This window comes from Rhizobium sp. S163, from assembly GCF_030380805.1.
GTDB lineage: Bacteria > Pseudomonadota > Alphaproteobacteria > Rhizobiales > Rhizobiaceae > Rhizobium.
Genome location: NZ_JAUDSA010000018.1, coordinates 606,272 through 631,321, shown reverse-complemented (window position 1 = coordinate 631,321; position 25,050 = coordinate 606,272). Strand labels below are relative to the sequence as shown.

Here is a 25,050-nt window from a genome sequence, read left to right as displayed (position 1 = left end):
TTGCGCGGATGCTTCCCTCTGGTTTTGGTTGCAGACTAGAAAGGATTTATGGAGCCGACAAGCGCAAAATCCTGCACTCTCAATGATTTCGCCTTGATTAGAAGTCGAAGCTGCTGAGGCCCGAGACCATCTCATCGAGCCCCAACGGACGGGTGACAGGCGGCTCGGCGCGCGAGAGACAGCCCCGCCTTTCGCAGAGACGACAGCCCGAGCCCGTTGTGATCGCCTTTTGCGCGGAAACCGCCTTGCCGTAGACCGTCCCCTCGCCCGCAAAAATATCACAACCGACGAGAAGCGCCGTGCGGCGGACGCGCTCGCCGAACGGCGCGTTCGGCCCCTCAAGCGTGCGGGAGATGGTGAGGTAGCGGCTATTGTCCGGCATCTCGACCATCTCGGCGAGGATTTGTCCGGGCTGGAGCAGCGCGACATGGACGTTGAGCTTGGGACAGTCGCCGCCAAAGCGCAGATGCGGGAAGCCTTGCGATCCTGAGCGCCGCAGCCGATGACCGGCGCCATCGATCTCCATGGTGAAAAAGGAGACCGCCGACGCGCCGGGGCGCTGCAGCATGGTCAGCCGGGTCGCCGCCTGCGCGAAGGAGACATTGAAGCGGACGCGCAGGATATCGATGTCGTAGGACGCCGCCTGGGCTGCGGCGAGGAAGGGCGCGTAGGGCATGGTCAGCGCCAGCGCCGCATAGCGAGCGAGTTCGAAGCGGGCGATGCGCCTCGCCTCCTCGGTGGAGAGCATCAGGCCTTCGAGCTCGCTCACGATCGCCTCGCGCAGCGCCAGCGTCGCGACTTCGATGGCGATCTCCTGCGCCTGATCGGCCGGCGACAGGCGCTCGGAAATGAAGAGCCGCATGGAGTGACGATCGAAACGGCGGCGGAGATCCGGCATGACGTGGATGGGGAGAACACGAACGCCGATGCCGCGCTGGGCGCGCAGCCACTCCTTGAATGTCGAGATGATATCGCGGGGGTCGGAGAGCGCATGCAGGAACGCTTCCGCCGCCGTTTCGATGCGCGGAAAATAGGCCGAACGGCGCTCCAGCACATCGCGCACTTCATCGGCCGGCAGCCGCGCGCCCGAAAGCGGCACCTGCCCCTCGCCGGCGCTCAGAAGCGTGAGATCGGAGAGGCGCGCCGCCTGTTCCCGGTAGGCGCGGTAGAGCTTGATGACGCCGCTTGCCGCATTGGGCGCCGCTTCCGCGACTTCGACCAGCTCCTGATCGCCCGGCAGCTCGCCCGATAGCAGCGGATCGGCGAAGACTTCCTTCAGCTGAGTGAGGCTGCCGCCGCTTTCGGCGCGCAGTTCCTCCAGGTCGACCTTGTAGACCGCGGCGAGCTTGAGCAGCAGCTGGACGGTCAGCGGGCGCTGGTTGCGCTCAATCAGGTTGAGATAGGACGGCGAGATCTCCAGCGCCTCGGCCATCGCCGCCTGCGTGACGCCGAGACCGTTTCGGATACGGCGGACCTTGGGACCGGCAAACATCTTGCGCTCAGCCATGTGACAATCCTTTACAGAATATCCGGGTCGCAGAATTTACAAAACTTGACAAATTTACTGCCAAAACTTGTCATGTTCTTTGCATCGCGACCCCTATTCCATCGCGTTTCTCCAGTTAACTCTGGCCATTTCCTGATGATTTGTAAATCCTGTCAATCAGCCAGATGGCCATGATGTTATGCAAGGAGGAAGACATGACAGAGTTTGACAAGCTTCACCGGAATATCCCCGCCAACCGCTTCGCCGGCATCGAGCGTCCCTATTCGGCCGCTGATGTGAAAAGGCTGCGCGGATCGGTCGAGCTTCGTTACTCGCTGGCCGAAATGGGCGCCAACCGGCTCTGGCAGCTGCTGCATCAGGACGACTTCGTCAACGCGCTCGGCGCGCTTTCCGGTAACCAGGCCATGCAGATGGTCCGCGCCGGGCTGAAGGCGATCTATCTATCGGGCTGGCAGGTCGCGGCCGATTCCAACACGGCATCGGCGATGTATCCCGATCAGTCGCTCTATCCCGCCAATGCCGGGCCGGAGCTTGCCAAGCGGATCAACAGAACCCTGCAGCGCGCCGACCAGATCGAGACCTCGGAAGACAAGGGGCTTTCGGTCGAGACATGGTTCGCGCCGATCGTTGCCGATGCCGAAGCCGGGTTCGGCGGGCCGCTCAACGCCTTCGAGATTATGAAGGCTTATATCGAGGCCGGCGTCGCGGGGGTCCATTTCGAGGACCAGCTGGCGTCGGAAAAGAAGTGCGGCCATCTCGGCGGCAAGGTTCTGATCCCGACGGCCGCCCATATCCGCAATCTCGACGCCGCGCGCCTTGCCGCCGACGTCATGGGGGTGCCGACGCTCGTCATCGCCCGCACCGACGCGGAAGCCGCCAAACTGTTGACCTCCGATATCGACGAGCGCGACCAGCCTTTCGTCGATTACGATGCCGGCCGTACGGTCGAAGGCTTCTATCAGGTGCGCAACGGGCTGGAGCCCTGCATCGCGCGTGCCGTCGCCTATGCGCCGCATTGCGACCTGATCTGGTGCGAAACCTCGAAGCCGGATCTGGAACAGGCGCGCCGGTTTGCCGAGGGTGTACACAAGGTGCATCCGGGCAAACTTTTGGCCTACAACTGCTCGCCGTCGTTCAACTGGAAAAAGAACCTCGACGACGCGACGATCGCGAAGTTCCAGCGTGAGCTCGGTGCGATGGGCTACAAGTTCCAGTTCATCACGCTGGCGGGCTTCCACCAGCTGAACTTCGGCATGTACGAACTCGCCCGCGGCTACAAGGATCGGCAGATGGCTGCTTATTCGGAGCTGCAGCAGGCGGAATTTGCCGCTGAAGTAAATGGCTACACGGCGACCAAGCATCAGCGCGAGGTCGGCACCGGCTATTTCGACGCCGTATCGATGGCAATCACAGGCGGGCGGTCCTCGACCACGGCAATGGGGGAATCGACCGAGCACGCACAGTTCAAGCCAGCAGCCGAGTAACATCGATCAAAGGAGGAGAAAGCCATGCCTACGCTTGCACGCGTCAAGGAACGCGCAGAGGAACAATCCACCAGCATGACACCGGATCAGCAAGGCATGATCCGCATGCTCGCCAATGATCTGCACCGGCTGAACCAGTCGGTCATGAAGGCGGTCGACGCCGGTGTTTCGGTCGAGATCGTCCGCTCGGCCCGCCACCACGGCGGCGATGGCAACTGGGGTGACTTGCTGATCCCCATCATTGTTGCCGGCCGGAGCTGACTAGCCCCCAATCCGCCCTGCAACGCGGCGCCTCAGCTTCGGCTGGGGCGCTTTCCCGCGAAGAGATCGCCGTAGCTTTTCAGCAGCTTGGTCATGCGATCTGCAACGGTGCGAATTTCCTGGCGATGCCGGTCTTCGTTGTTCATGACGATCCATTGCTGGTGGCGCAAGTCCGGTAGTTCCGGGCCGAGACGCTGCAGGTCTGGATCAAGATCGCCGACGAAGCAGGGCAGCACCGCCTTGCCGGCGCCCGCGCGGACGAGATCGAGCAGCGAGCGCGGGCGGTTGACGGTGGCGACGATGGCGCCCGCGGCATTGCGGTGCGGCCAGCGCAGATAGTTGGAGATAGCATCCTCCTCTGTCACGGCCAGCCAGCGCTCTTCCTGTTCGCCGGCATTGCGCCTGGCATAGACGGCGTAAGCTACCTCGCCCAATAGCCGTGCGGCGAGATTGTTTTCCTCCGGCTCGAAGGCGCGGATGCCGATATCGATCTCGCGGTAGTTCAGGTTGGCGCGCGCCTCGCCTATCGTCAGCGACACCGCGAAATGGTCGCCGGGCAGGCGGATCGCGCCAAAATTCTCGGCCATCAGCCAGGCCACCCAGGTGCCGGCGGCAATCCGCACGGTCGCTCCGACGCTGCTTGCCTGGCGCCACGCATCCACCTTGCGGGCGGCAGCCTCCATGTCCTTCAGATGATCGAGCAGGGCCTGGCCATCCGGCGTCAGCCGGTAGCCGGTCTGGCTGCGGGAAAAGAGCGTTCGGCCGATCTCCTGCTCGAGATCAAGCATTCGCCGGCCGATGGTGGCGGGGCTGAGCCCGCTTGCGGCCGCCGCCCCCGTCAGACCGCCGAGGCGCGCCACCTGCAGGAAGAGCTGAAGGGAATCCCATTGCGTGCTTTTCATGAGTGAAAAACATAGTGGGATTTCTTGCGTTTATGAAGCGAATTTTGGCGAATACCCTGTGTCCATCTTCACTTGGAAAGGACACCGTCATGATTGAGCTATTGGCCTTCATCGAGCTCGCGAAACTCAACGAGAGGAATTTCGACCCGTATCGTGCGCGGGAAGAGGAAGCCTTCTACCAGAGCTACGGACAGTCGAAGCTCGAGCGCTTCGCCGCTCGCCTTCTCGCCTTGCTGCCCATGAAAAAGGGCCGCCCAACGGGCAGCCCTTCGATGATCAAACCTGATGGAGAACCGATCAGGCAGCGTTTCGCATGCGGACCTGCTGGGGCGCCGAAGACGCATCGATGCGGAACTGCTGTATCAGCGACATGAGCGCATCGGCTTCGCTCGCCAGCTGGCGGCTCTGCTCGGTGGTCTCCTCGACCATGGCCGAGTTCTTCTGCGTCATCTGATCCATCGCGTTGACGGAGCTGTTGACTTCCTGCAGGGCGGCCGACTGGTCGGCGCTGGCGGTGGCGATGGTTTCGACGTGCTTGCTGATCGCGATGATCTCGCTGCTGATCGAGGCCAGAACCGAGCCGGTCTTCTGGACCAGTCCCGAGCCTGCCGCGACTTCGCGGGTCGAGGTTTCGATCAGGCTCTTGATCTCGCGCGCGGCATCGGCCGAGCGCTGGGCGAGCTCGCGCACTTCCATGGCAACGACCGCGAAGCCCTTGCCGGCTTCCCCGGCGCGCGCCGCCTCGATACCGGCGTTCAGCGCCAAGAGGTTGGTCTGGAAGGCGATGTCGTCGATCACCTCGATGATTTGCTCGATCTGCTTGGACGCCGCTTCGATGCGGTCCATCGCGGCGACGGTATCGCCGACCACGACAGTCGAGCTGTCCGCCGTCTTCTTGGTAACGACAACGGCGCTGTTTGCCTCGCGGGCGCGTTCGGCAGACGAGCGGACGGTGACGGTAATCTCTTCCACGGCAGCAGCGGTTTCTTCCAGGCTTGCGGCCTGGGCTTCGGTGCGCTTGGAGAGCTCATCGGCCGAGTGGAGCATGGAGCCGGAATTGCGGTGGATCGTCGCCGCGTTATCGCGGATGCGCGAAAGCGTATCCTGCAGACGCTCGAGCGAGGCGTTGAAATCCACGCGCAACTGCTCGAGACGGCCGACGAAGGGCGTTTGGATCATTTCCGAGACATCGCCGCGCGACAGGCGACCGAGGCCCGCCGCGAGCTCGGTGACGGCAAACTGGATCTGGTCGTCAAGCGTGCGCTTTTCGGCATCGTTGCGGCTGCGCTCCGCGTCGCTGAAGGCGCGCTGTTCGGCCGCCTGTGTTTCCAGCGTCAGACGAGCGCGGGCGCCGTCCTGGAACAGAGCGAGCGCTTTGCCGATCGCTCCGAACTCGTTCTCCTTTGCGGTGCAGGGAATCTTCGTATCGAGATTTCCAGACGAGATCGTGTTGATGGCACCCGTCAGCGTCTCGAGCGGACGGATGGTGGCTCGGATCGCGAAGTATGCGATGACGCCGACGATCAGCAGGACCGCGAGGCCGACGCCGACAACCAGGGTCAGGAGCTGCTGCAGGCTGCTGTAGTAGACTTCCATCGGAATGCCGATGAAGAGGACGCCGACGGTGGCGCCCGCTGCACTCTTGACCGGGAAATAGCCGGTCATGAACTTCTTGCCGAAGAGATCGGCCGGGCCGTAATAGGCTTCACCCTTGGCGAGAGCCGCCTGCGCCGGGTGTCCGGCGGCAAGCTTGGTGCCGACGGCACGCTCGCCGTTTTCCTTCTTAACGTTCGTCGAGACGCGGACGTAGTCATCGCCCTGACGCTCGAACACCGTAGCGTAGCCGGCGATGGAGGCGGCGGTGCGATCGACAAGCGCGTGGTCGCTGAGCGACGCCGGCAGCTTCTCTTCGCTGACGGCGACCAGCTTATTGTCGCGAACATCGACCTTCGCGGCCGGATCGCCAGCCGCATAGAGCACCGCCATGGCGCGACTTGCGTCCTTGGCATCGGTAACCGCGCTGGTCATGACGTACGCGCTAAGATTGTAGTAAGTTACAGAAACAATCGCCGCTGTACTGAAGACCAGAAGAGCAAGCGTAATCGCGACGATTTGCCGAACAATAGACGCTGAGAAGAAGCGAAGCATACAAAGACCCCTGAGGAATAATCGGGGCCGAAATTAGTGCTAAAGTTTTAAGATAAATCCCATGAAAACTGACGGGTGTCATGTCTGCGCAAACAAAAATGCATGGATGATTTCCTGCATATCCGCACCGGAGAAACGCAAATGGCTCCGTTTCCGGAGCCATCGCATGTTCCTATCGAAAGTATCTGCCGCGATCAGGCAGCGCGGTAGACCTTCTCCTGGCTACCGCTGTCGATCTTGAACTGCCTGATGAGGCTGAGGAGAGCGTCGGCTTCGTTGGCAAGCTCGCGGCTGGCGGCCGTGGTTTCCTCGACCATCGCGGCGTTCTGTTGGGTCATCTGGTCCATCTGGTTGACCGTGGTGTTGACCTCCTGCAGCGCGCCGGACTGATCGTGGCTGGCACGGGCGATGACTTCGACATGCTCGCTGATGGCGACGATCTGGGTGCTGATCTTTGCCAGCACCGTGCCGGTCTGCTGCACGAACTGCGAACCGGAATTCACTTCGTTGGTCGACTTATTGATCAGCCCCTTGATCTCCTGCGCGGCAGCGGCCGAGCGCTGCGCCAGTTCGCGGACTTCCATGGCGACGACGGCGAAGCCCTTGCCAGCTTCCCCGGCGCGCGCAGCCTCGATGCCGGCATTGAGCGCCAGAAGGTTGGTCTGGAAGGCGATCTCGTCGATGACGCCGATGATCTGCTCGATCTGCTGCGAGGCTTCCTCGATGCGGGTCATCGCGTCGATCGCATTGTTGACGACGGTCGCGGAATCATCGGCACTGCGCTTGGCCTGACGCACGACCTGATCGGCCTCCTTGGCGCGTTCGGCGGACGAACGCACGGTGACGGTGATCTGGTCCACGGCGGCTGCCGTCTCTTCCAGCGAGGCGGCCTGGTTTTCGGTGCGCTTGGCGAGATCCTCGGCCGACTGGGCCATCTGGTTGCCATTGCCCTGGATCATTTCGACGTTGTCGCGGATCTGGCTCATTGTTGCCTGGAGGCGCATCATCGAGCCGTTGAAATCCTGGCGAAGCTGCTCCAGACGGCCGATGAAGGGCGTGTCGATCGTGGTCGAGATATCGCCCTGCGACATGCGCTCGAGACCCGATGCAAGTGCGTTGACGGCGAACTCGATCTGGCGGTCCATCTCGCGCTTTTCGGCGTCGTTGCGCTGGCGCTCGTGCTCGGAAGCAGCGCGCTCCTCGTCGCTCTGCTCCTCGATACGGATCTTGGAGATCGCGTTTTCCTTGAAGATGCCGAGCGCGCGGGCCATGTCGCCGATTTCGTCGTGGCGCTGTTCACCTGATATGCTGGTGTCGAGCGCGCCATCGGCGATGCGGCGCATGGCTGACGTGATCTGGCCGATCGGCCGCTGCAGGGTCAGGACGAGCGCGATGCCGCCGACGACAGACAGCAGGATGCCGAGACCGGTCGTGAGGACGGAGATGCCGTTGGCCTGGGTGCGCTCGACGCCGGCCGTCTGCTTCTGCAGCTCGGCGAAGGCTGTAAGCTCGCCCCAGACGGCGTTCAGCTGCGTGCGGGCGGAAGCGTAGTCGGCGACGCGCTGCTCGATGGTGGCGACGAGGCTTTCGGCATCCTTGTCCATCGAGGCAAGCGCCGGCGACATGGCGGCGACGATATCTTCGGCGAAATTCATGCCCTTGGCGCTGGCGAGCAGCGTGTTGAGGTTGGTGCCGAGGGTGGCGATTTCCTGGTGCAGGCGAACGCGGTTGTCCTTGTCCGGCTTGGCGGCGAATTCGCCGAGCACGAGCTGCAGCGAATAGATCGCGCTTTCGAGGCGGCGCGTGTCTTCCAGCACGGAGTTTGTCTGTGCGATACGGCTGTCAAGCTCGACGAAGGTGGTCGTGGCGGCACGCATCATCTGCGTTGCTGTCAGCTGGGTGTAGGTCGACATCTGGCGGAAGCGCGAAACGAGACGGCCGAGATTGGCGATCGCCTCATCGGTGCCGGCGTCGGCGGCGGTCGCCTGCGCCTTCACATCGCTGATCGTCTGAGCGAGCGACTGCGTCATGCTCTTCTGGTTCTGCGGGACGGAGATCTCGATCAGGCGCTGGGCTTTCAGGATGCCTGGGAGCGCATCGGTAACCACCTTGAGCTTGTCGGCCGGCAGTTGCGCCTTGCCGAAATCGGCCATCACGGTTGCCAGCGCATCACCGCCCTTCAGGAGCCGGTCGGCGGCGCGCAGCGTCGCGGTGGCGTTGCCTTCGTCGTTGCGAATGTTTTCCTGCAGCTGCTGGGCGTCGTAATTGACGTTAAAGCGGCTGGAGATCATCACCTTCTGTGCTTCGTCGATCGATTTGCGCAGGGCGACTTCCTGTTCGTGCAGGGTCCAGAGCTTGCCGACGGTGTCGGAAATACCGGAGGTTCCATCGGTCGCGGCCTGCAGATTGGCGCGGCCGGCATTGTCGCCGATCTGCTTCAGCGTGGCGCTCAGCGTCGCATGCTGGGTGGAGACATCGGCGTAGAGCTTGTCGCGCGCTTCTTCATTAGTCACACGCAGGAAATCGTCCATGGAGCCGAAGAGATCCTTGAAACCGCTCAGCGACTGAAGGACGCTGTTGGAGATCTCCATCCGGCCCTGAAGCAGGCCGGACGCATAAAGGCCGGTGAAGCCGACTGCTGAAATGCTTAAAACAAACGGCAAAACAAAGATGAGGACCTTGGTCTTGATCCTGAAACGGGAAAGAATCCTGTCAATAAACATGGGGGTTCCGGCCTTCCATACACCACTCCTCCCACCGGCGGCGAGATTGCGCGTCGGCTGAGTGCATCGAACATTTTGGAACAATGGGGGATCGCGAGCGCATGCTCGGACGGCAATCATTGCCTGTCACACCACGCAAGATGCGAGGCGCCCATAAGTCATACTAAAGCTTTGCCGAAGATGCGTTAATTTTTATATAAGCTTAGGTAGCCGGATATCGCAGCAAACCGGGCTTTCGCGCGCTTATAGTGCAGGCGCATCTATGCGCCGCAAGGTCTCGTTGCCTTGAAGGGGAGTGCCTTAGAGCATTCGCGGAAGGAAGAGCGCCATGACGGCGGCAGCGGCACTGGCGGCCAGGACGAAGTAGCGGATTGCGACAAGCCGTGTATCCGGCTGGGCCTTGGCAATTGCGATGGCGCGGGCGCGTCGTGTGTTCTTGTTCATCTGCAGAACCTCACTTCTCTATGTCACAACAATCCAACAAAAGACTGTGCTCGTAAAGCCTTATTTAGGAAGCCAATTTAAGCACGTCATCGGGACAGGATGGCGCACCCTGCTTAAGAACTCTTGAATCCTTCAACTGGTTTCATCTCTACGAAGAATAAGCTTTATAGACTGTCACCAGCAGCGACACCCGACGCCCAGGCCCACTGGAAATTGTAGCCGCCGAGCCAGCCGGTGACGTCCACGCACTCGCCTATGAAGTGGAGACCGGGCACCGCCTTGGCCTGCATGCTGCGGGAATCGAGCGCAGCGGTATCGATGCCGCCAAGCGTGACCTCGGCCGTGCGGTAACCCTCGGAGCCCGAAGGCTTGATCGTCCAATTCTGCGCGGCATCGGCGAGGCGCGCCAGCACCTTGTCGGACATGTCCGCCATATTGCCGGTGACGCCGGCGCGCTCGGTCAGATATTGCGCGAGGCGCTTGGGAAGTACCTCGCCGAGCGCCGTCTGCGCCGACTGCCGACCGTTCGCCTGCTTTGCCGCCTTCAGGTGCGCGAGGAGATCGACGTCGGGCTCGATGTCGACGGTGATCTCGTCACCCTCGCGCCAGTAGGAGGAGATCTGCAGGATGGCCGGGCCGCTCAGGCCGCGATGGGTGAAGAGCAGCGCTTCGCGAAAGGCGGTCTTGCCGTGGCGCAGTTCGGCGGGGGCCGCAATCCCCGAGAGCGGTGCGACGCTTTCGAGCAGCGCCGGGTCGAGCGTCAGCGGCACGAGGCCGGGGCGGGTTTCGATGAGGGGCAGGCCGAACTGTTCGGCGATGCGATAGGCGAAACCGGTCGCGCCCATTTTCGGGATCGACTTGCCGCCGGTGGCGATCACCAGCGAGGTTGCGTGATACTCGCCCTCGGAGGTCGAGACGCGAAAGCCGTCCTCGGTCTTATCGACCGCGACAATCTCGGTGCGCAACTCGAGCCTTGCGCCAACCGCCTGCATCTCGTCCAGCAGCATGCGGATGATGTCCTTCGCGCTGTCATCGCAAAACAGCTGGCCGAGCGTCTTTTCGTGCCAGGCGATCTTGTGGCGATCGACCATGGCAACGAAGTCCGATGGCGTGAAGCGGGCGAGCGCCGATTTACTGAAATGCGGATTGGCCGAGAGGAAATTCTTCGGCGAGGCGTGGATATTGGTGAAGTTGCAGCGACCGCCGCCGGAGATGCGGATCTTGTCGCCGGGCGCCTTGGCGTGATCCAGCACGACCACCGAGCGGCCGCGCTGGCCGGCGCGGATGGCGCACATCATGCCTGCGGCGCCCGCGCCTATCACGATCACATCGCTTCTTCGCTGCACGGCTGTTTCCTTCGTCGAAAGGCGTCTTCTTTTTCCATCAATAGGCGAAAGTCAACGTGCGTTCCCCCTCGCCAATTGCCAAACTCCGGTTATTATGGGCGCAAGATCAACGCAAACCGGTGTGTCATGTCCCCAAAAAAGACGACGCTGAAGCCTGCCAAGAACGTTCCCGCCTCGAAGAAATCTCCCCCGGACCCTGGATATCTTCGCGGCGTGGCCTCCTGGAAGGAAGCAGCGCAGTTCTTGCGGGCACGCGGGATCGAAGACATCGAATGCATCACGCCCGACCTTGCCGGCGTGCCGCGCGGCAAGATGATGCCGAGCTCGAAATTCACCTCGAACACATCGCTGGCGCTGCCTTCGGCAATCTACCGCCACACAATTTCGGGCGAATATCCCGAGGAAACCGAAAGCTTCCGGTACGAGCCGCGCGACAGCGATCTCAAGCTGGTGCCCGACCTTTCGACGCTTTCCGTCGTGCCGTGGGAAACGGACCCGACCGCGCAGGTGATCTGCGATATCGTCAGCGCCGATGGAGAAGAGGTCCCCTATACGCCGCGCAACGTCTTGAAGCGGATCATGAAGCTCTATCACGACCGCGGCTGGAAGCCGATCGTGGCGCCGGAGATCGAGTTCTATCTCGTTGCCAAGAACGACGACCCGGATTATCCGCTCCATCCGCCAAAGGGCCGCTCGGGCCGCGCCATTCTCGGCGGCCAGGGCTATTCGATCGCCGGGATCAACGAGTTCGACGAACTGATCGACGACATCTACCACTTCTCGGAAAAGCAGGGGCTGGAGATCGACACGCTGATCCACGAAGAAGGACCGGCACAGCTCGAGATCAACCTTCGCCACGGCAATCCGATCGAGCTTGCAGACCAGGTCTTCATGTTCAAGCGGACGATCCGCGAGGCGGCGATGAAGCATGGCATCTACGCCACCTTCATGGCCAAGCCGATGCAGGGCCAAGCCGGATCGGCGATGCACATTCACCAGTCGGTCATCCACGAGGACACGGGCAAGAACGTGTTTTCCAACCCCGACGGCTCGCCCTCGAAGGAGTTCTTCCACTTCATCGGCGGCATGCAGAAATACGTGCCGAGCGCGCTCTGCATGCTGGCGCCTTACGTCAATTCCTACCGCCGCCTGACGCCCGACATGTCCTGCCCGGTCAACAACGCCTGGGGTTACGACAACCGCACGACGGCATTCCGCGTGCCGGTTTCGGATCCGCAGGCGCGGCGTGTCGAGAACCGACTGCCGAGTTCCGACGCCAACCCCTATCTGGCGCTGGCGGCTTCACTTGCCTGCGGCCTCTTGGGCATCATGAAGGAAATCGAGCCGACGGCGCCGACCGAGGATTCGGCCAACGAAGGCTCGATCGACCTGCCGCGCGGTCTGCTTGAAGCCGTCGCCCTGATGGAAGACGAGCCGGCATTCGAGGAGGTGTTCGGCCGCGAGTTCATCGGGCTCTATGCCGGCGTCAAGCGCGGCGAGTTCGAGACCTTCATGCAGGTGATCAGCCCGTGGGAACGCGAATTCCTTCTGCTCAACGTGTGAGGATGGCACTATGACATCCGAACAGAAATGGCAGAGCCCGATCGCGCCCGGCATTTCGTGGTATCAGGCAACGGCGGGCGAGCGGCCCACCTATCCTGAACTCGACGGATCGAAGACATGCGACGTCGCCATTATCGGCGGCGGCTTTACCGGGCTGCAGGCGGCGTATCATCTCGCCAAAGCGGGCGTGTCTGTTGTGCTCATCGAGGCCTGCCGGTTTGGCGACGGCGCGTCGGGCCGCAATGGCGGGCAACTCGGCACCGGGCAGCGCTCATGGCCGGAAGAGCTCGAGGAGGAGATCGGCTTCGAGCGCTCGAAGGCGCTGTTCGACCTGGCCGAGGACGCCAAGAAGCACCTCCTCACCTTCGCGACCGAGCACCAGATCGATATCGATTTCATGCCCGGCCAGATGAACGTGGCGCATAAGGCGAGCTACGAGAAGGACTTTCGCGCCAATGCGGAGATCGCAGCGACCCGCTACGGCTACCCGCACGCCACCTTCATGGACAAGGCCGAAACGCAGGAGCGGCTGGGGTCGACGCGCTTTTTCTGCGGCGTGCGCGACACCGGCACCGGCCACATTCACCCGTTGAAGCTCCTGATCGGGCTGGCGCGGGCGGCGGCTGCTTCCGGCGCTCAGGTCTTCGAAATGACGAAGGCGACGGCGATCCGCCAGGGCGGCGGCAAGGTGACGATCGACACGCCGCGCGGGCAGATCACCGCCGACAAGGCACTGATCGCCTGCAACGGCTATATCGACAATCTCGAGCCGATTACCGCAAGCCATGTCATGCCGATCCGCTCCTTCATCGGCGCGACCGTGCCGCTCGGCGAGAAGTCCACGGTCATTCCTGGTAGCGAGGCGGTTGCCGATTCGCGTTTCGTCGTCCGCTACTTTCGAAAATCCAAGGACGGGCGGCTGCTGTTTGGTGGCCGCGAGGCCTATACGGCGGATAATCCGCGCGACATATCGCAGCATATCCGCCGGCAGATCGCCGAGATCTACCCCGAACTCGATAACGTCGAGATCACCCATGCCTGGGGCGGATCGGTCGCGATCACCATGCCGCGGCAGCCCTTCGTGCGCGAAGTCATGCCCGGCGTGACCTCGATCGGCGGCTATTCCGGCCATGGCGTGATGCTTGCGAACTATTGCGGGCGGCTCTATGCCGAAACTGTGATCGGGAAATCCAGGGATCTTGACCTGTTCAAGGCGCTCAAAATCCCGGCCTTCCCGGGTGGTTCGGCGATGCGCGCGCCCCTGCTCTTCCTGGCGCTTTCGTGGTTTGCGCTGCGCGACAAGTTTTAGTCAGATTGCGGATTTCCTCACGAGGCTTTTCGATCTAAAACCAGTGCCGGACAAATTCGTTGCAGCGCACACTGGCTTTTTTAAATCGATTAGATTAAAGAGGCCATGAACCAGTCTGATTGAGAGATAGCCTCATGAGCAGCCAAATCATTCCCGTTGAACCTTTCGATTACGTCGTCTTTGGCGGCAGTGGCGACCTTGCCGAGCGCAAGTTGCTGCCGGCCCTCTACCATCGTCAGATCGAAGGCCAGTTCTCCGAGCCGACCCGCATCATCGGCGCTTCCAGAAGCGCGCTGACCCACGAAGAATACCGCAAGTTCGCGCAGGACGCTCTGAAGGAGCACCTGAAGAAGGGCGAGTACGACGAGGCGGAAGTCGCCAAGTTCTGCGAGCGCCTGTACTACGTGCCGGTCGACGCCCGCTCCGACGCCGGCTGGGACCAGCTGAAGAAGCTGCTCGACGAGGGCAAGGACCGCGTGCGCGCCTTCTATCTGGCCGTCGCACCCGGCATCTTCGGCGACATCTCGCAGAAGATCCACGATCACAAGCTGATCACCAAGACCACCCGCATCGTCGTCGAAAAGCCGATCGGTCGCGATCTCGCTTCCGCGCTGTCGCTCAACGACACGATCGGCAAGGTCTTCAAGGAAGAGCAGATCTTCCGCATCGACCACTATCTCGGCAAGGAAACCGTGCAGAACCTGATGGCGCTGCGCTTCGCCAACGCGCTCTATGAGCCGCTGTGGAACGCCAACCATATCGACCACGTGCAGATCACCGTTGCCGAATCCGTCGGCCTCGAAGGCCGTGCCGGCTACTACGACACCGCCGGCGCGCTGCGCGACATGGTGCAGAACCACATCATGCAGCTCGTCTGCCTGGTTGCCATGGAAGTTCCGTCGTCGATGGATTCCGAAGCGGTTCGCGACGAAAAGCTGAAGGTGCTGCGCGCGCTGAAGCCGATCGACGCGTCCAATGTCGAGCAGACCACCGTTCGCGGCCAGTATCGCGCCGGCGCTTCGGCGGGCGGCCCGGTCAAGGGTTACCTCGAAGAGCTCGAAGGCGGCGTGTCCAACACCGAAACCTTCGTCGCCATCAAGGCCGAAATCAACAACTGGCGCTGGGCCGGCGTTCCCTTCTACATCCGCACCGGCAAGCGTCTTGCCGGCCGCATGTCGGAGATCGTCATCACCTTCAAGTCGATCCCGCACTCGGTCTTCGACCAGTCGGCCGGCCGCATCAACCAGAACCAGCTGATCATCCGCCTGCAGCCCGACGAAGGCGTGAAGCAGTCGCTCATGATCAAGGATCCGGGCCCAGGCGGCATGCGCCTGCGCAACGTTTCGCTCGACATGAGCTTCGCCGATTCCTTCCAGGTTCGTAACCCCGACGCCTACGAGCGCCTGCTGATGGACGTCATCCGTTCGAACCAGACGCTGTTCATGCGCCGTGACGAAGTCGAGGCGGCGTGGCAGTGGGTCGACCCGATCCTCAAGGGTTGGGAATCCACCGGCCAGAAGGTTCAGGGCTACACGGCCGGCACCTGGGGCCCGAGCCAGTCGATCGCGCTCATCGAGCGTGACGGCCGCACCTGGCACGACAACCTCTAAGGATCGAGAGAATGGCAGCGACCATGCACAATTTTGCCAACGCCGCCGAACTGGCGCGCAACCTTGCCGACAAGGTCGCTGCATCGCTTTCGACGGCCATCGCCAGCAAGGGAACGGCGGAAATCGCCGTTTCCGGCGGCTCGACGCCGAAGGCATTCTTCCAGGAACTGTCGACGCGCGATCTCGACTGGACGAAGGTGACGATCACCCTTGTCGACGAGCGTTTCGTGCCCGCCGACAATCCGCGCTCGAACCATCTGCTCGTGATCAGCAATCTCCTGCAGAACAAGGCGAAAGCGGCAAAGTTCCAGCCGCTCTACCAGCCGGCGGCAACGGTCGAGGAAGCTGCAAAGCTATCGACGGCGGCCACGGCTTCGATCGGCAATCCGTTCGATGTCGTCATTCTCGGCATGGGCGGCGATGGCCACACGGCTTCGTTCTTCCCTGGCGGCAGCAATCTTGCGGTCGCTCTTGATCCGAAGACGCCGCGCGGCATCATCACCATGGACGCTGACGGCGCGGGCGAACCCCGCCTGACCTTCACCTTCTCCAGCCTGCAGGATGCAGGACTGCTCGTTCTTCACATCGAAGGCGACGGCAAGAAGGACGTTCTGGCGAAGGCCGAGGGTGCCGGCGACGAGGCGGAGATGCCGATCCGGGCAATCCTTCGCCGCGCCGCGACGCCCGTCGACATTTACTGGGCTCCGTAAGCCGACAGGCCTTAATGGCCAACACGGCGTAAAGCCGCGAACAGACAATCGAATACCAGCAAACGACAAGGATTTCCCATGTCCGCTCATTCGCGCGTTGCCGCCATCACCAACCGTATCGTCGAACGGTCGAAACCGTCGCGAGAACTCTATCTCGAGCGCTTGCGAAACGCGGTGGGCAAGAGCGTGGTTCGCTCCTCGCTCGGCTGCGCGAACCTGGCACACGGCTTCGCGGTCTGTTCCCCCGCCGAGAAGGATGCACTGGCTGGCGACCGTGTTTCCAATCTCGGCATCATCACTTCCTACAACGACATGCTCTCGGCGCATCAGCCGTTCGAGACATATCCGGCGATCATTCGCGAGGCGGCAGCGGAAGCCGGCGGCATCGCACAGGTGGCGGGCGCAGTTCCCGCCATGTGCGATGGCGTGACCCAGGGTCAGCCGGGCATGGAGCTCTCGCTCTTCTCGCGTGACCTGATCGCCATGGCTGCCGGTATCGGCCTGTCGCACAACATGTTCGACGCTGCCCTCTATCTCGGCGTCTGCGACAAGATCGTGCCGGGTCTGACGATTGCCGCGCTGACCTTCGGCCATCTGCCGTCGATCTTCGTGCCGGCAGGACCGATGACGTCGGGCCTGCCGAACGACGAGAAGTCGCGCGTGCGCCAGCTTTACGCCGAGGGCAAGGTCGGCCGCGCCGAGCTGCTCGAGGCCGAGTCGAAGTCCTACCACGGACCGGGCACCTGCACCTTCTACGGCACGGCGAACTCGAACCAGATGCTGATGGAGATCATGGGCTTCCACATGCCCGGCTCCTCCTTCATCAATCCGGGCACGCCGCTTCGCGAAGCATTCACCCGTGAGGCGACCAAGCGGGCGCTGGCGATCACCGCGCAGGGCAACGAGTTCACGCCTGCGGGCGAGATGATCGACGAGCGCTCGATCGTCAACGGCGTCGTCGGCCTGCACGCCACCGGCGGCTCGACCAATCACACGCTGCATCTCGTTGCCATGGCGCGCGCCGCCGGCATCGAGCTGACCTGGCAGGATATCGCCGAGCTCTCCGAAGTGGTGCCGCTGCTTGCCCGCGTCTACCCGAACGGGCTTGCCGACGTGAACCATTTCCACGCGGCCGGCGGCATGGGCTTCCTGATCAAGGAACTGCTGAAGCACGGCCTGGTGCACGACGACGTGCGCACCGTGTTCGGCCACGGACTGCAGGCCTACACGATCGATCCGCGCCTTGGCGAGGATGGAAACATCGTGCGCGAGCCCTCCCCGGAAAAGAGCGTCGATCCGAAGGTGCTCGCGAACATCGAAACGCCGTTTCAGGCCAATGGCGGCCTGAAGATGCTGCGCGGCAACCTCGGCAAGGGCGTGATCAAGATCTCGGCGGTGAAGGCCGACCGCCACGTCATCGAGGCGCCGGCGATCGTCTTCCACAGCCAGCAGGAACTTCAGGACGCCTTCAAGGACGGCAAGCTCAACCGCGACTTCATCGCCGTCGTCCGCTTCCAGGGACCGAAGGCTAACGGCATGCCGGAGCTGCACAAGCTGACGCCGCCGCTCGGCGTGCTACAGGACCGCGGCTTCCGCGTGGCGCTTCTGACCGACGGGCGCATGTCCGGCGCGTCGGGCAAGGTTCCGGCGGCGATCCATGTGACGCCGGAGGCCGTCGACGGCGGACCGATCGCGCGCATCATGGACGGCGACATCATCCGTCTCGACGCGATCGCCGGCACGCTCGAGGTGCTTGTGGACGCTGCCACCATGGCCGATCGCAAGCCTGTCGTGGCCGATCTCTCCGACAACGAGTTCGGCATGGGCCGCGAGCTCTTCGCCCCCTTCCGCCGCGCCGTCGGCGCGTCCGACAAGGGCGCCAGCGTGCTGTTCCACTAAGGCGGGGCGATTATTCCCCAAAACGACAAAGCCCGCGAGACGATCTCGCGGGCTTTGTCGTTTCAGACGTAGAAATCGGCGATCAGCCGCGAATATCGAGCACGCGGTCGCGGTGGGCCGGGTGGGTGCTGTAGACGAAAATCTTGTTCAGTTCCTTGTCGGTCAGCATGCGCAGGAAGCGAACTTCCACGGTGTTGTTGGGATTAACACGGGTCAGCATGCAGCCGATCTTGGTGATGCGGGCATCGGGAAGATCGAGATAGAACTGACGCGGGAGGTTGAACTGCGTCAGGATCGCAAGGACCGCGCTGCTCTTGGAAATGCGGATGATGTCGCAACGGCGCGAGGCCATGTTCATGACGCCCTTCTCGGTATATTCGAGACGCGCCGCGTTCATCGTGTCCTCCATCTTGAACCGCACTTCGCGGTCGTACATGAAGGATTCTTCCTTGTTTAGAAAATGGCCTGATGACTGGGGGCTCGGTGTCGCCACTGTCGTAATCCTCTAAGTATGTAATGAGGAAAGACTACCAAGCGATCTTTAACAGAAGGTTCGAACAGCATAGCGCCGGGCCGCATTATTCACACGGCCCGGAAGCGATTTACAACTTACTTGCGATAGGTGCGGCCTTCCGCATCGAAGAGGTGCAGTTTCGAACGTTCGGCCGAGAAATGCATCTTCTGGCCGCGCTTTACATCATAGATGCCGGGCAGCTTGACGATGATCGGCTCGTTCTGGACCAGACCCTCGATATAGAGCAACGTCACCTCGCCGAGCGCTTCCACGATCGAGACTTCGCCTTCGAAGAGATAGTCGTCGGTTGGGCCGGCGATGCGCAGGTCTTCCGGGCGAACGCCGAAGCTGGCGGTCTTGCCCTTCTCGGACGCAGCCGTCGGGATATCGAGCGTGACGGACTTGCCGCCGGTCAGCGTCACCGTGGTCGTGTTGCCGGCTTCCGTGACGGTGGCCGGGATGACGTTCATGGCCGGCGAGCCGATGAACTTGGCGACGAAGAGGTTGGCAGGACGCTCATAGAGCTCCAGCGGCGCGCCGACCTGTTCGATATTGCCGGCGGACAGCACCACGATGCGATCGGCGAGCGTCATCGCCTCGACCTGGTCGTGGGTGACGTAGATCATCGTCGTATCGGCCATCTGCTCGTTGAGACGGGCGATCTCGATACGCGTAGCGACGCGCAGCGCCGCGTCGAGGTTCGACAGCGGTTCGTCGAAGAGGAAGACCTTCGGGTTGCGGCAGATGGCGCGACCGATGGCGACGCGCTGGCGCTGGCCGCCCGAGAGCGCCTTGGGCAGGCGATCGAGATATTTGGTGAGCTGCAGGCTTTCGGCCGCCGCGCGCACGCGACGGTCGATTTCCTGCTTGTTCTCGCCGGCGATCTTCATGCCGAAGGCCATGTTGTCGTAGACGGTCATATGCGGGTAGAGCGCATAGGACTGAAACACCATGGCGATGCCGCGCTTGGAGGGCGGGACGTCGTTGACCAGCTGGCCGTCGATATACATGTCGCCGCCGGTGATGTTCTCCAGACCGGCGATCATGCGCAGCAGGGTGGACTTGCCGCAGCCCGACGGACCGACGAACACAACGAATTCGCCCTCCTTGATATCAAGATCGATGCCATGGAGCACGTCCACGGCACCGTAGGATTTGCGAATGTCCTTGAGTGTCAGTCCAGTCATCGAGTTCTCCTCCTCCAGAAGTCTCTAGGCGAGCCGAGCGAAATACGCGCCCCAGGCGGGTATATCGATCTTGTCGCCATAGTTATTGCTGACGAAACCATGGCCCGTCAACGCCTGCCAGTTGCCTTCAGGTAGAGCAACCAAGGCTTCGGTCGCGCTCATGTTGAAAACGCAGAGCAGCTTTTCGTTGCCGTATTCGCGCTGGAAGACCAGCATGTCGCCCTGCGGCTCCATGAACTTGATCTCGCCCTTGGCAAAGGCCGGGTGCTGCTTGCGGAAGGCGATGAAGCGGCGATAGTGCTCGAGCACCGAGGTGTCGTCGCCCTGCTGAACGCTGACGGCGCGCAGGATATGTTCAACCGGGACCGGCAGCCACGGCTTGACGGTCGAGAAGCCACCCTGGGCAACCTGGCTGTCCCAGACCATCGGCGTGCGGCAGCCATCTCGGCCCTTGAACTCCGGCCAGAACTGGATGCCGTAGGGGTCCTGAAGGTCCTCGTAGGCGAGGTCGGCTTCCGTCAGGCCGAGCTCCTCGCCCTGATAGAGGCAAACGGAGCCACGCATGGTCATCAGCATCGCCGCATATTGCTTGGCGAAGGCGTCGCGATCGGCAACGAGCGAGCCCCAGCGGGTCACATGGCGCACGACATCGTGGTTGGAGAGCGCCCAGCAGGCCCAGCCATCGGGAGCGGCGGCGGCGAAATCGTTCATCACGTCTTCGATGCGCTCGGGCGAGAGCGGATCCGGCGATAGGAACTCGAAGGCGTAGCACATGTGCATCTTGTCATCGCCCGACGTGTATTCGCCGACAATTTCGAGACCGCGCTGGCTATCGCCGACTTCGCCGACAGCGGCGATGTCCTGGAACTCCTCTAGCACCGCGCGGAAACGCTTCAGGAAGGCGATATTCTCCGGCCGGTTCTTGTCGTAGATGTGTTCCTGGAAATTGTAGGGGTTCACCGCTGGCGCCGTCGAAGCGTTGCGGCGCTCGGGCGCGAGCGCCGGATTGTCGCGCAATTCCTTGTCGTGGAAATAGAAGTTGATGGTGTCGAGGCGGAAGCCGTCGACGCCGCGCTTCAGCCAGAAGCGGACGACATCGAGCAGGCGGTTCTGAACCTCCGGATTATGCAGGTTGAGATCCGGCTGCGAGGTCAGGAAGTTGTGCATGTAATATTGCATGCGGGTCGGATCCCACGCCCAGGCCGAACCGCCGAAGATCGACAGCCAGTTGTTGGGTGGGGTGCCATCAGGCTTCGAGTCGCTCCACACGTACCAGTCGGCCTTGGCGTTGGTGCGGCTGGAACGGCTCTCGACGAACCAGGGATGTTGGTCCGACGAGTGCGAGATGACGAGATCAATCATCACGCGGATGCCGAGGCGGTGGGCTTCGGCGATCAGGGAATCGAAATCGACAAGCGTGCCGAAGATCGAGTCGACATTCTCGTAATCGGAGACATCGTAGCCGAAATCGCGCATGGGCGAGGTGAAGAAGGGCGAGATCCAGATGGCGTCGGCGCCAAGGGCCGCGACATGCGGCAATCTCGCGGTAATGCCCTTGAGATCGCCGATGCCGTCGCCGTTGCTATCCTGGTAGGAGCGCGGATAGATCTGGTAGATCACCGCGCCGCGCCACCAGTCCTTGTCCGCCGTCAGATTGGATTGAGATTCCATGCTCATATGTGGTCCTGTATTGTCTTCTGAGTGTCCTGGGAAATGACTAGCCGCCCTTGACCGAACCCGAGAGCAGACCACGCACGAGATAGCGCTGCAATGCGAAGAAGACGAGCAGCGGTACTATAATCGTGATGAAGGCCGAGGCCGTCAGGATTTCCCAGTTGCCGCCACGCGAGCCGAGCAGCGCGTTCAGCGCACCCGTCAGCACGAGGTGATCCCTATCGGTGCCGAGGAAGACCATGGCGACGAGCAGGTCGTTCCAGACCCAGAGGAACTGGAAGATCGAGAAGGAGGCGAGCGCCGGGAAGGACAAGGGCAAAACGATGCGCGTGAAGATCTCGAAATCGCTGGCGCCATCGACGCGGGCGGATTCGATGATCTCCTTGGGCAGGCCCGCGATGTAGGATCGCAGGAGATAGATGGCGAGCGGCATGCCGAAGGCGGTGTGCGCCAGCCAGATGCCGGGATAGGTCTTGGACGGCGTATCGAGCAGCATGCCGACTTGATTGTAGAGCCTGAGAAGCGGGATCAGCGACATCTGCAACGGCACGACGATGAGGCCGACGACCAGCGCGATCAGAAGCGCACGGCCGGGGAATTCCATCCAGCTCAGCGCATAGGCTGCGAAGGCGGCGATCAGGATCGGGATGATCGTGGCCGGGATGGTCACCGTCAGCGAGTTGATAAAGGACTGGCCGATCCCCTCGCCCGTCAGCACCGTGCGATAGTTTTGCAGCGTGAACTCCGGCGGCGTGGCGACGGAGACATAGACGCGGCGGCCGCCGTCATCCGGGCCGAAGGCGGCGTTCTTGGCGTAGCGATAGGTGCCGTCTTCGTTGACGGTGAGCGTCAGGCCATCGCCGAGATCAGCGGTCTCGCCGGCCTTGTAGGCCGAGGGCTGCGCGACGCGGGTGCCGAAGGCATTGATCGAGCGCCCCTCCTGGCCATCCAGCACATTGCCCGAGATGACATAGGCGGGGCCGTCCTGCTTCTGCTGATCGACCTGCCCGAGGCGGGCGGCGACGGTGCGGGACGAACCGGAGAAGGCTGTCCACCAGCCGGAGACGACGATCTGATCCTTGTCGCGGAGCGCGCTGACGAAGATGCCGAGCGTCGGGATCAGCCAGATGATGACGATCAGAAGGACGGCAGCGTGGACGAACAGGCGGGCCGGGCCGATCTTGAAGAAATCGCGGGTCAGGGTCATCTCACTTGCCTCCCAGTTCGCGATTGGCGCGGCGGACGTTCCACACCATGATCGGCGTGACGGCCAGCATGATGATCAGCGCGATGACAGCACTTCGGCCGCTGTCGCCGCCGCCGCGGAACATCCAGTTGAACATGAGATTGGCGAGAACCATCGTGTCCCACTGACCGTTGGTCATGGTGAGCACGATATCGAAGACCTTCAGCACAAGGATGGTGATGGTGGTCCAGACGACGGCGATCGTGCCCCAGACCTGCGGCACCATGATGCGCCAGAAGATCTGCCAGCCATTGGCGCCATCGATGACGGCGGCCTCGATGGTCTCTTCGGGAATGCCGCGCAGCGCCGCCGACAGGATGACCATTGCAAAGCCGGTCTGGATCCAGATGAGGATGATCATCAGGAAGAAGCTATTCCAGAAGGGCACCGAGATCCACACCTGCGGCGTGCCGCCGAAGAGCTGGACGATGGCGTTGAGCAAGCCGATCTGCGTGGCGTTGCCGCCGCGATATTCGTAGATGAACTTCCAGATGACGGAGGCGCCGACGAAGGAGATCGCCATCGGCATAAAGACGATGCTTTTCGCGATATTACCCCACCAGATGCGGTCGGTCATGACGGCGATGACCAGGCCGAAGAAGGTGCAGGCGGCGGGAACGACGGCGAGCCAGAGGATGTTGTTGAAGATCGACTGGCGGAACTCGCGGTCACCCAGGGCCCACTGGTAATTGCTGAAGCCGACGAACTCGGCTCCTGAGCGATCGTAGAAGGACAGGATGACCGTCGCGACCACGGGATAGACGAGATAGACGACCAGGAGGAAGAGCGCCGGGAACAGGAACAGCCACGGCCTTATGACGGAGCGGCGGTTGAGGTTCTGCGAGGCGGCGCGGATGTCGCCGTCCTTCACCGGAAGCGCCATATCCAGGAGCTTGTTCGAGAAATAGAAATAGGCCGCGCATGCGAATACGGCGACGACCACGACTCCCAAAGCGGAAACCAGCTGCGATAGCATTCATCCCTCCCCTGATGCCTACGTCTTTTTGAAATCACGCCGCCTGATGGCCGGGCACGCTTGCAGCGGGCGCAAGAGGCGGCGATGGCCGGCGCTTGTGACGTCGTCCGGCCAGGCATTAAATCCATGCCGCCCGAGCAGGCGGCATGGAGATCAGGCGATGTTACTTGATGCCGTCCCAGGCGCTCTGGATTTCCTTGGCGGTATCCTGAGCGGACTTGCCGCCGACGAAATCGACCATGCCGGTCCAGAAGGCGCCGGCGCCGATCTTGCCGGGCATCAGGTCGGAACCGTCGAAGCGGAACGTCGTTGCCGTCGTCAGGATCTCGCCTTCGCGCTTCATCTGCTCGTTGGCGTAGGCGGCCGTGTTGACGCCCTTGTACGGGGTCAAGAAGCTCGACTGCGCCATCCAGACTTCATGCGCGATCGGCGTTTTCAGGAACTCCACAAAGGCGCGAGCCGGCTTGGAATCCTTGGCGATGGTGACCAGCGTGCCTGCGCCCAGAACCGGCTTGCCGAGTTCGGGATGCGAGGCGAAGGTCGGCATGTAGAAGAAGTCCGCATCCTGGCCCATCTTCGTGCCTTCCGGGAAGAAGGACGGGATGAAGGATGCCTGGTGGTGCATGTAGCACTTCGGCGGCACGGCGAAGAGGCCCTTCGGGCTATCGCGGAAGTCGGTCGAGGCAACAGCCTTGACGCCACCATCGACATAAGCCTCGTTCTTGGCGAACTTGCCGAACTCGTCGATGACGGCAACAACAGAGGGATCATCGAACTTCAGTTCGTTGGTGGTCCACTTGTCGTAGGCTTCCGGCGGCTGCATGCGCAGCATCAGGTCTTCGATCCAGTCGGTCGCTGGCCAGCCGGTGGCGCCGCCGGAACCGAGACCGATGCACCACGGGACGCCGCCGTCCTTGACGATCTGCTCGGACAGAGCCTGCAGCTCTTCCATCGTGGTCGGGACCTTGTAGCCCGCTTCCTTGAAGTTTTCAGGCACGTACCAGACCAGCGACTTCACGTCGGCCTTGTAGGGGAAAGCGAAGAAGGCGTCCTTGCCGTCCTTGCCCTTGTAGGTGCCGTAGCCGACCCAGCTGTCGCCGGCGCCGTAATTGTCCTTGATCCACTTGGAATTCTCATCGCCGAGCGGCGCCAGGAAGCCCTTGCTGGCGAGATCAGCCAGAAGGCCCGGCTGCGGCAGGATCGCGATATTCGGCGGCGAACCGGCCTGCGTGTCGATGACGATCTGCTGCTCGTAGTTTTCCGAGGACGAATACTTGGCGTCGATGCCCGTCGCCTCGGTGAAGTAGGCGAGAATGCTGCGGAACAGCGTCTCGTCCTCGCCGCGCCACGGACCGAAGATCGTCAGTTCCTGGCCCTTCAGGTCGGCATTGGCCGCCTTGAAGTCATCGTAGCTCTTCCAGTTGAACTTGGCGTCCTCACCCGGCGTGAATTTCAGATCGGCCGCGGACGCGCCGCCGGCCAGAAGCGCTGCCACGGCAACGCCCATCAAAAATGACTTTTTCATGTGATCAACCTCCCATCACAAT

19 protein-coding genes are annotated in these 25,050 nt (G+C 62.2%); 7 read left to right on the top strand and 12 right to left on the bottom strand.

The genetic code is table 11. The features are described from left to right. Positions 1-97 precede the first annotated feature (97 nt). A complete protein-coding gene (locus QTL96_RS18675) occupies positions 98-1,507 on the bottom strand; it encodes an XRE family transcriptional regulator (RefSeq protein ID WP_289728696.1) in 1,410 nt (469 codons plus the stop codon). A 194-nt stretch (positions 1,508-1,701) separates the two neighbouring features. On the opposite strand from QTL96_RS18675, the gene aceA reads away from it, so the two are divergent. After that, on the top strand, positions 1,702-2,991 hold the full coding sequence (gene aceA, locus QTL96_RS18670) for an isocitrate lyase (RefSeq protein WP_289728695.1): 1,290 nt from the start codon (positions 1,702-1,704) through the stop codon (positions 2,989-2,991). Between the two features lie 24 nt (positions 2,992-3,015). Then, positions 3,016-3,252 (top strand): hypothetical protein, encoded by a 237-nt coding sequence (locus tag QTL96_RS18665; protein ID WP_289728694.1) that lies wholly within the window; start codon positions 3,016-3,018, stop codon positions 3,250-3,252. A 32-nt stretch (positions 3,253-3,284) separates the two neighbouring features. Here QTL96_RS18665 and QTL96_RS18660 read toward each other — a convergent pair whose 3' ends face one another. From QTL96_RS18660 to QTL96_RS18640, 5 genes are all read right to left on the bottom strand, one after another. Next, entirely contained in the window at positions 3,285-4,154 is an 870-nt protein-coding gene (locus QTL96_RS18660; RefSeq protein WP_289728693.1) for a LysR family transcriptional regulator, read from the bottom strand. Positions 4,155-4,451: 297 nt separating this feature from the next. Beyond that, the gene (locus tag QTL96_RS18655) at positions 4,452-6,302 is read right to left on the bottom strand and encodes a methyl-accepting chemotaxis protein (RefSeq protein WP_289728692.1); all 1,851 of its coding nucleotides are present in this window, start codon (positions 6,300-6,302) and stop codon (positions 4,452-4,454) included. Positions 6,303-6,496: 194 nt separating this feature from the next. After that, a complete protein-coding gene (locus tag QTL96_RS18650) occupies positions 6,497-9,025 on the bottom strand; it encodes a methyl-accepting chemotaxis protein (protein WP_289728691.1) in 2,529 nt (842 codons plus the stop codon). A gap of 300 nt (positions 9,026-9,325) precedes the next feature. Continuing rightward, entirely contained in the window at positions 9,326-9,469 is a 144-nt protein-coding gene (locus QTL96_RS18645) for a hypothetical protein (protein WP_018898475.1), read from the bottom strand. Between the two features lie 164 nt (positions 9,470-9,633). Next, positions 9,634-10,815 (bottom strand): NAD(P)/FAD-dependent oxidoreductase, encoded by a 1,182-nt coding sequence (locus tag QTL96_RS18640; protein ID WP_289728690.1) that lies wholly within the window; start codon positions 10,813-10,815, stop codon positions 9,634-9,636. A 126-nt stretch (positions 10,816-10,941) separates the two neighbouring features. On the opposite strand from QTL96_RS18640, the gene QTL96_RS18635 reads away from it, so the two are divergent. The 5 genes from QTL96_RS18635 (at position 10,942) to edd (ending at position 17,906) form a co-directional block, all read left to right on the top strand. Beyond that, a complete protein-coding gene (locus QTL96_RS18635) occupies positions 10,942-12,378 on the top strand; it encodes a glutamine synthetase family protein (RefSeq protein WP_018898473.1) in 1,437 nt (478 codons plus the stop codon). A 10-nt stretch (positions 12,379-12,388) separates the two neighbouring features. Next, complete coding sequence (locus QTL96_RS18630; RefSeq protein ID WP_289728689.1) at positions 12,389-13,687, top strand: FAD-binding oxidoreductase; 1,299 nt, start codon at positions 12,389-12,391, stop codon at positions 13,685-13,687. Between the two features lie 134 nt (positions 13,688-13,821). Then, complete coding sequence (zwf, locus tag QTL96_RS18625; RefSeq protein WP_112942747.1) at positions 13,822-15,297, top strand: glucose-6-phosphate dehydrogenase; 1,476 nt, start codon at positions 13,822-13,824, stop codon at positions 15,295-15,297. An 11-nt stretch (positions 15,298-15,308) separates the two neighbouring features. Further along, complete coding sequence (gene pgl, locus QTL96_RS18620; protein ID WP_289728688.1) at positions 15,309-16,007, top strand: 6-phosphogluconolactonase; 699 nt, start codon at positions 15,309-15,311, stop codon at positions 16,005-16,007. Positions 16,008-16,085: 78 nt separating this feature from the next. Then, the gene (gene edd / locus QTL96_RS18615; protein ID WP_018898469.1) at positions 16,086-17,906 is read left to right on the top strand and encodes a phosphogluconate dehydratase; all 1,821 of its coding nucleotides are present in this window, start codon (positions 16,086-16,088) and stop codon (positions 17,904-17,906) included. A gap of 82 nt (positions 17,907-17,988) precedes the next feature. Here edd and QTL96_RS18610 read toward each other — a convergent pair whose 3' ends face one another. From QTL96_RS18610 to QTL96_RS18585, 6 genes are all read right to left on the bottom strand, one after another. Continuing rightward, complete coding sequence (locus QTL96_RS18610; protein ID WP_018898468.1) at positions 17,989-18,342, bottom strand: hypothetical protein; 354 nt, start codon at positions 18,340-18,342, stop codon at positions 17,989-17,991. A gap of 173 nt (positions 18,343-18,515) precedes the next feature. Further along, positions 18,516-19,607, bottom strand: a complete 1,092-nt coding sequence (gene ugpC / locus QTL96_RS18605) for a sn-glycerol-3-phosphate ABC transporter ATP-binding protein UgpC (RefSeq protein WP_047508342.1) — start codon at positions 19,605-19,607, stop codon at positions 18,516-18,518. Between the two features lie 24 nt (positions 19,608-19,631). After that, positions 19,632-21,284 (bottom strand): alpha-glucosidase, encoded by a 1,653-nt coding sequence (locus QTL96_RS18600; protein WP_289728687.1) that lies wholly within the window; start codon positions 21,282-21,284, stop codon positions 19,632-19,634. A 40-nt stretch (positions 21,285-21,324) separates the two neighbouring features. Then, the gene (locus QTL96_RS18595; protein ID WP_018898465.1) at positions 21,325-22,488 is read right to left on the bottom strand and encodes an ABC transporter permease subunit; all 1,164 of its coding nucleotides are present in this window, start codon (positions 22,486-22,488) and stop codon (positions 21,325-21,327) included. Between the two features lies 1 nt (position 22,489). After that, the gene (locus QTL96_RS18590) at positions 22,490-23,503 is read right to left on the bottom strand and encodes a sugar ABC transporter permease (protein WP_047508348.1); all 1,014 of its coding nucleotides are present in this window, start codon (positions 23,501-23,503) and stop codon (positions 22,490-22,492) included. Positions 23,504-23,666: 163 nt separating this feature from the next. Then, positions 23,667-25,028 (bottom strand): ABC transporter substrate-binding protein, encoded by a 1,362-nt coding sequence (locus QTL96_RS18585; protein ID WP_289728686.1) that lies wholly within the window; start codon positions 25,026-25,028, stop codon positions 23,667-23,669. Positions 25,029-25,050 lie beyond the last annotated feature (22 nt).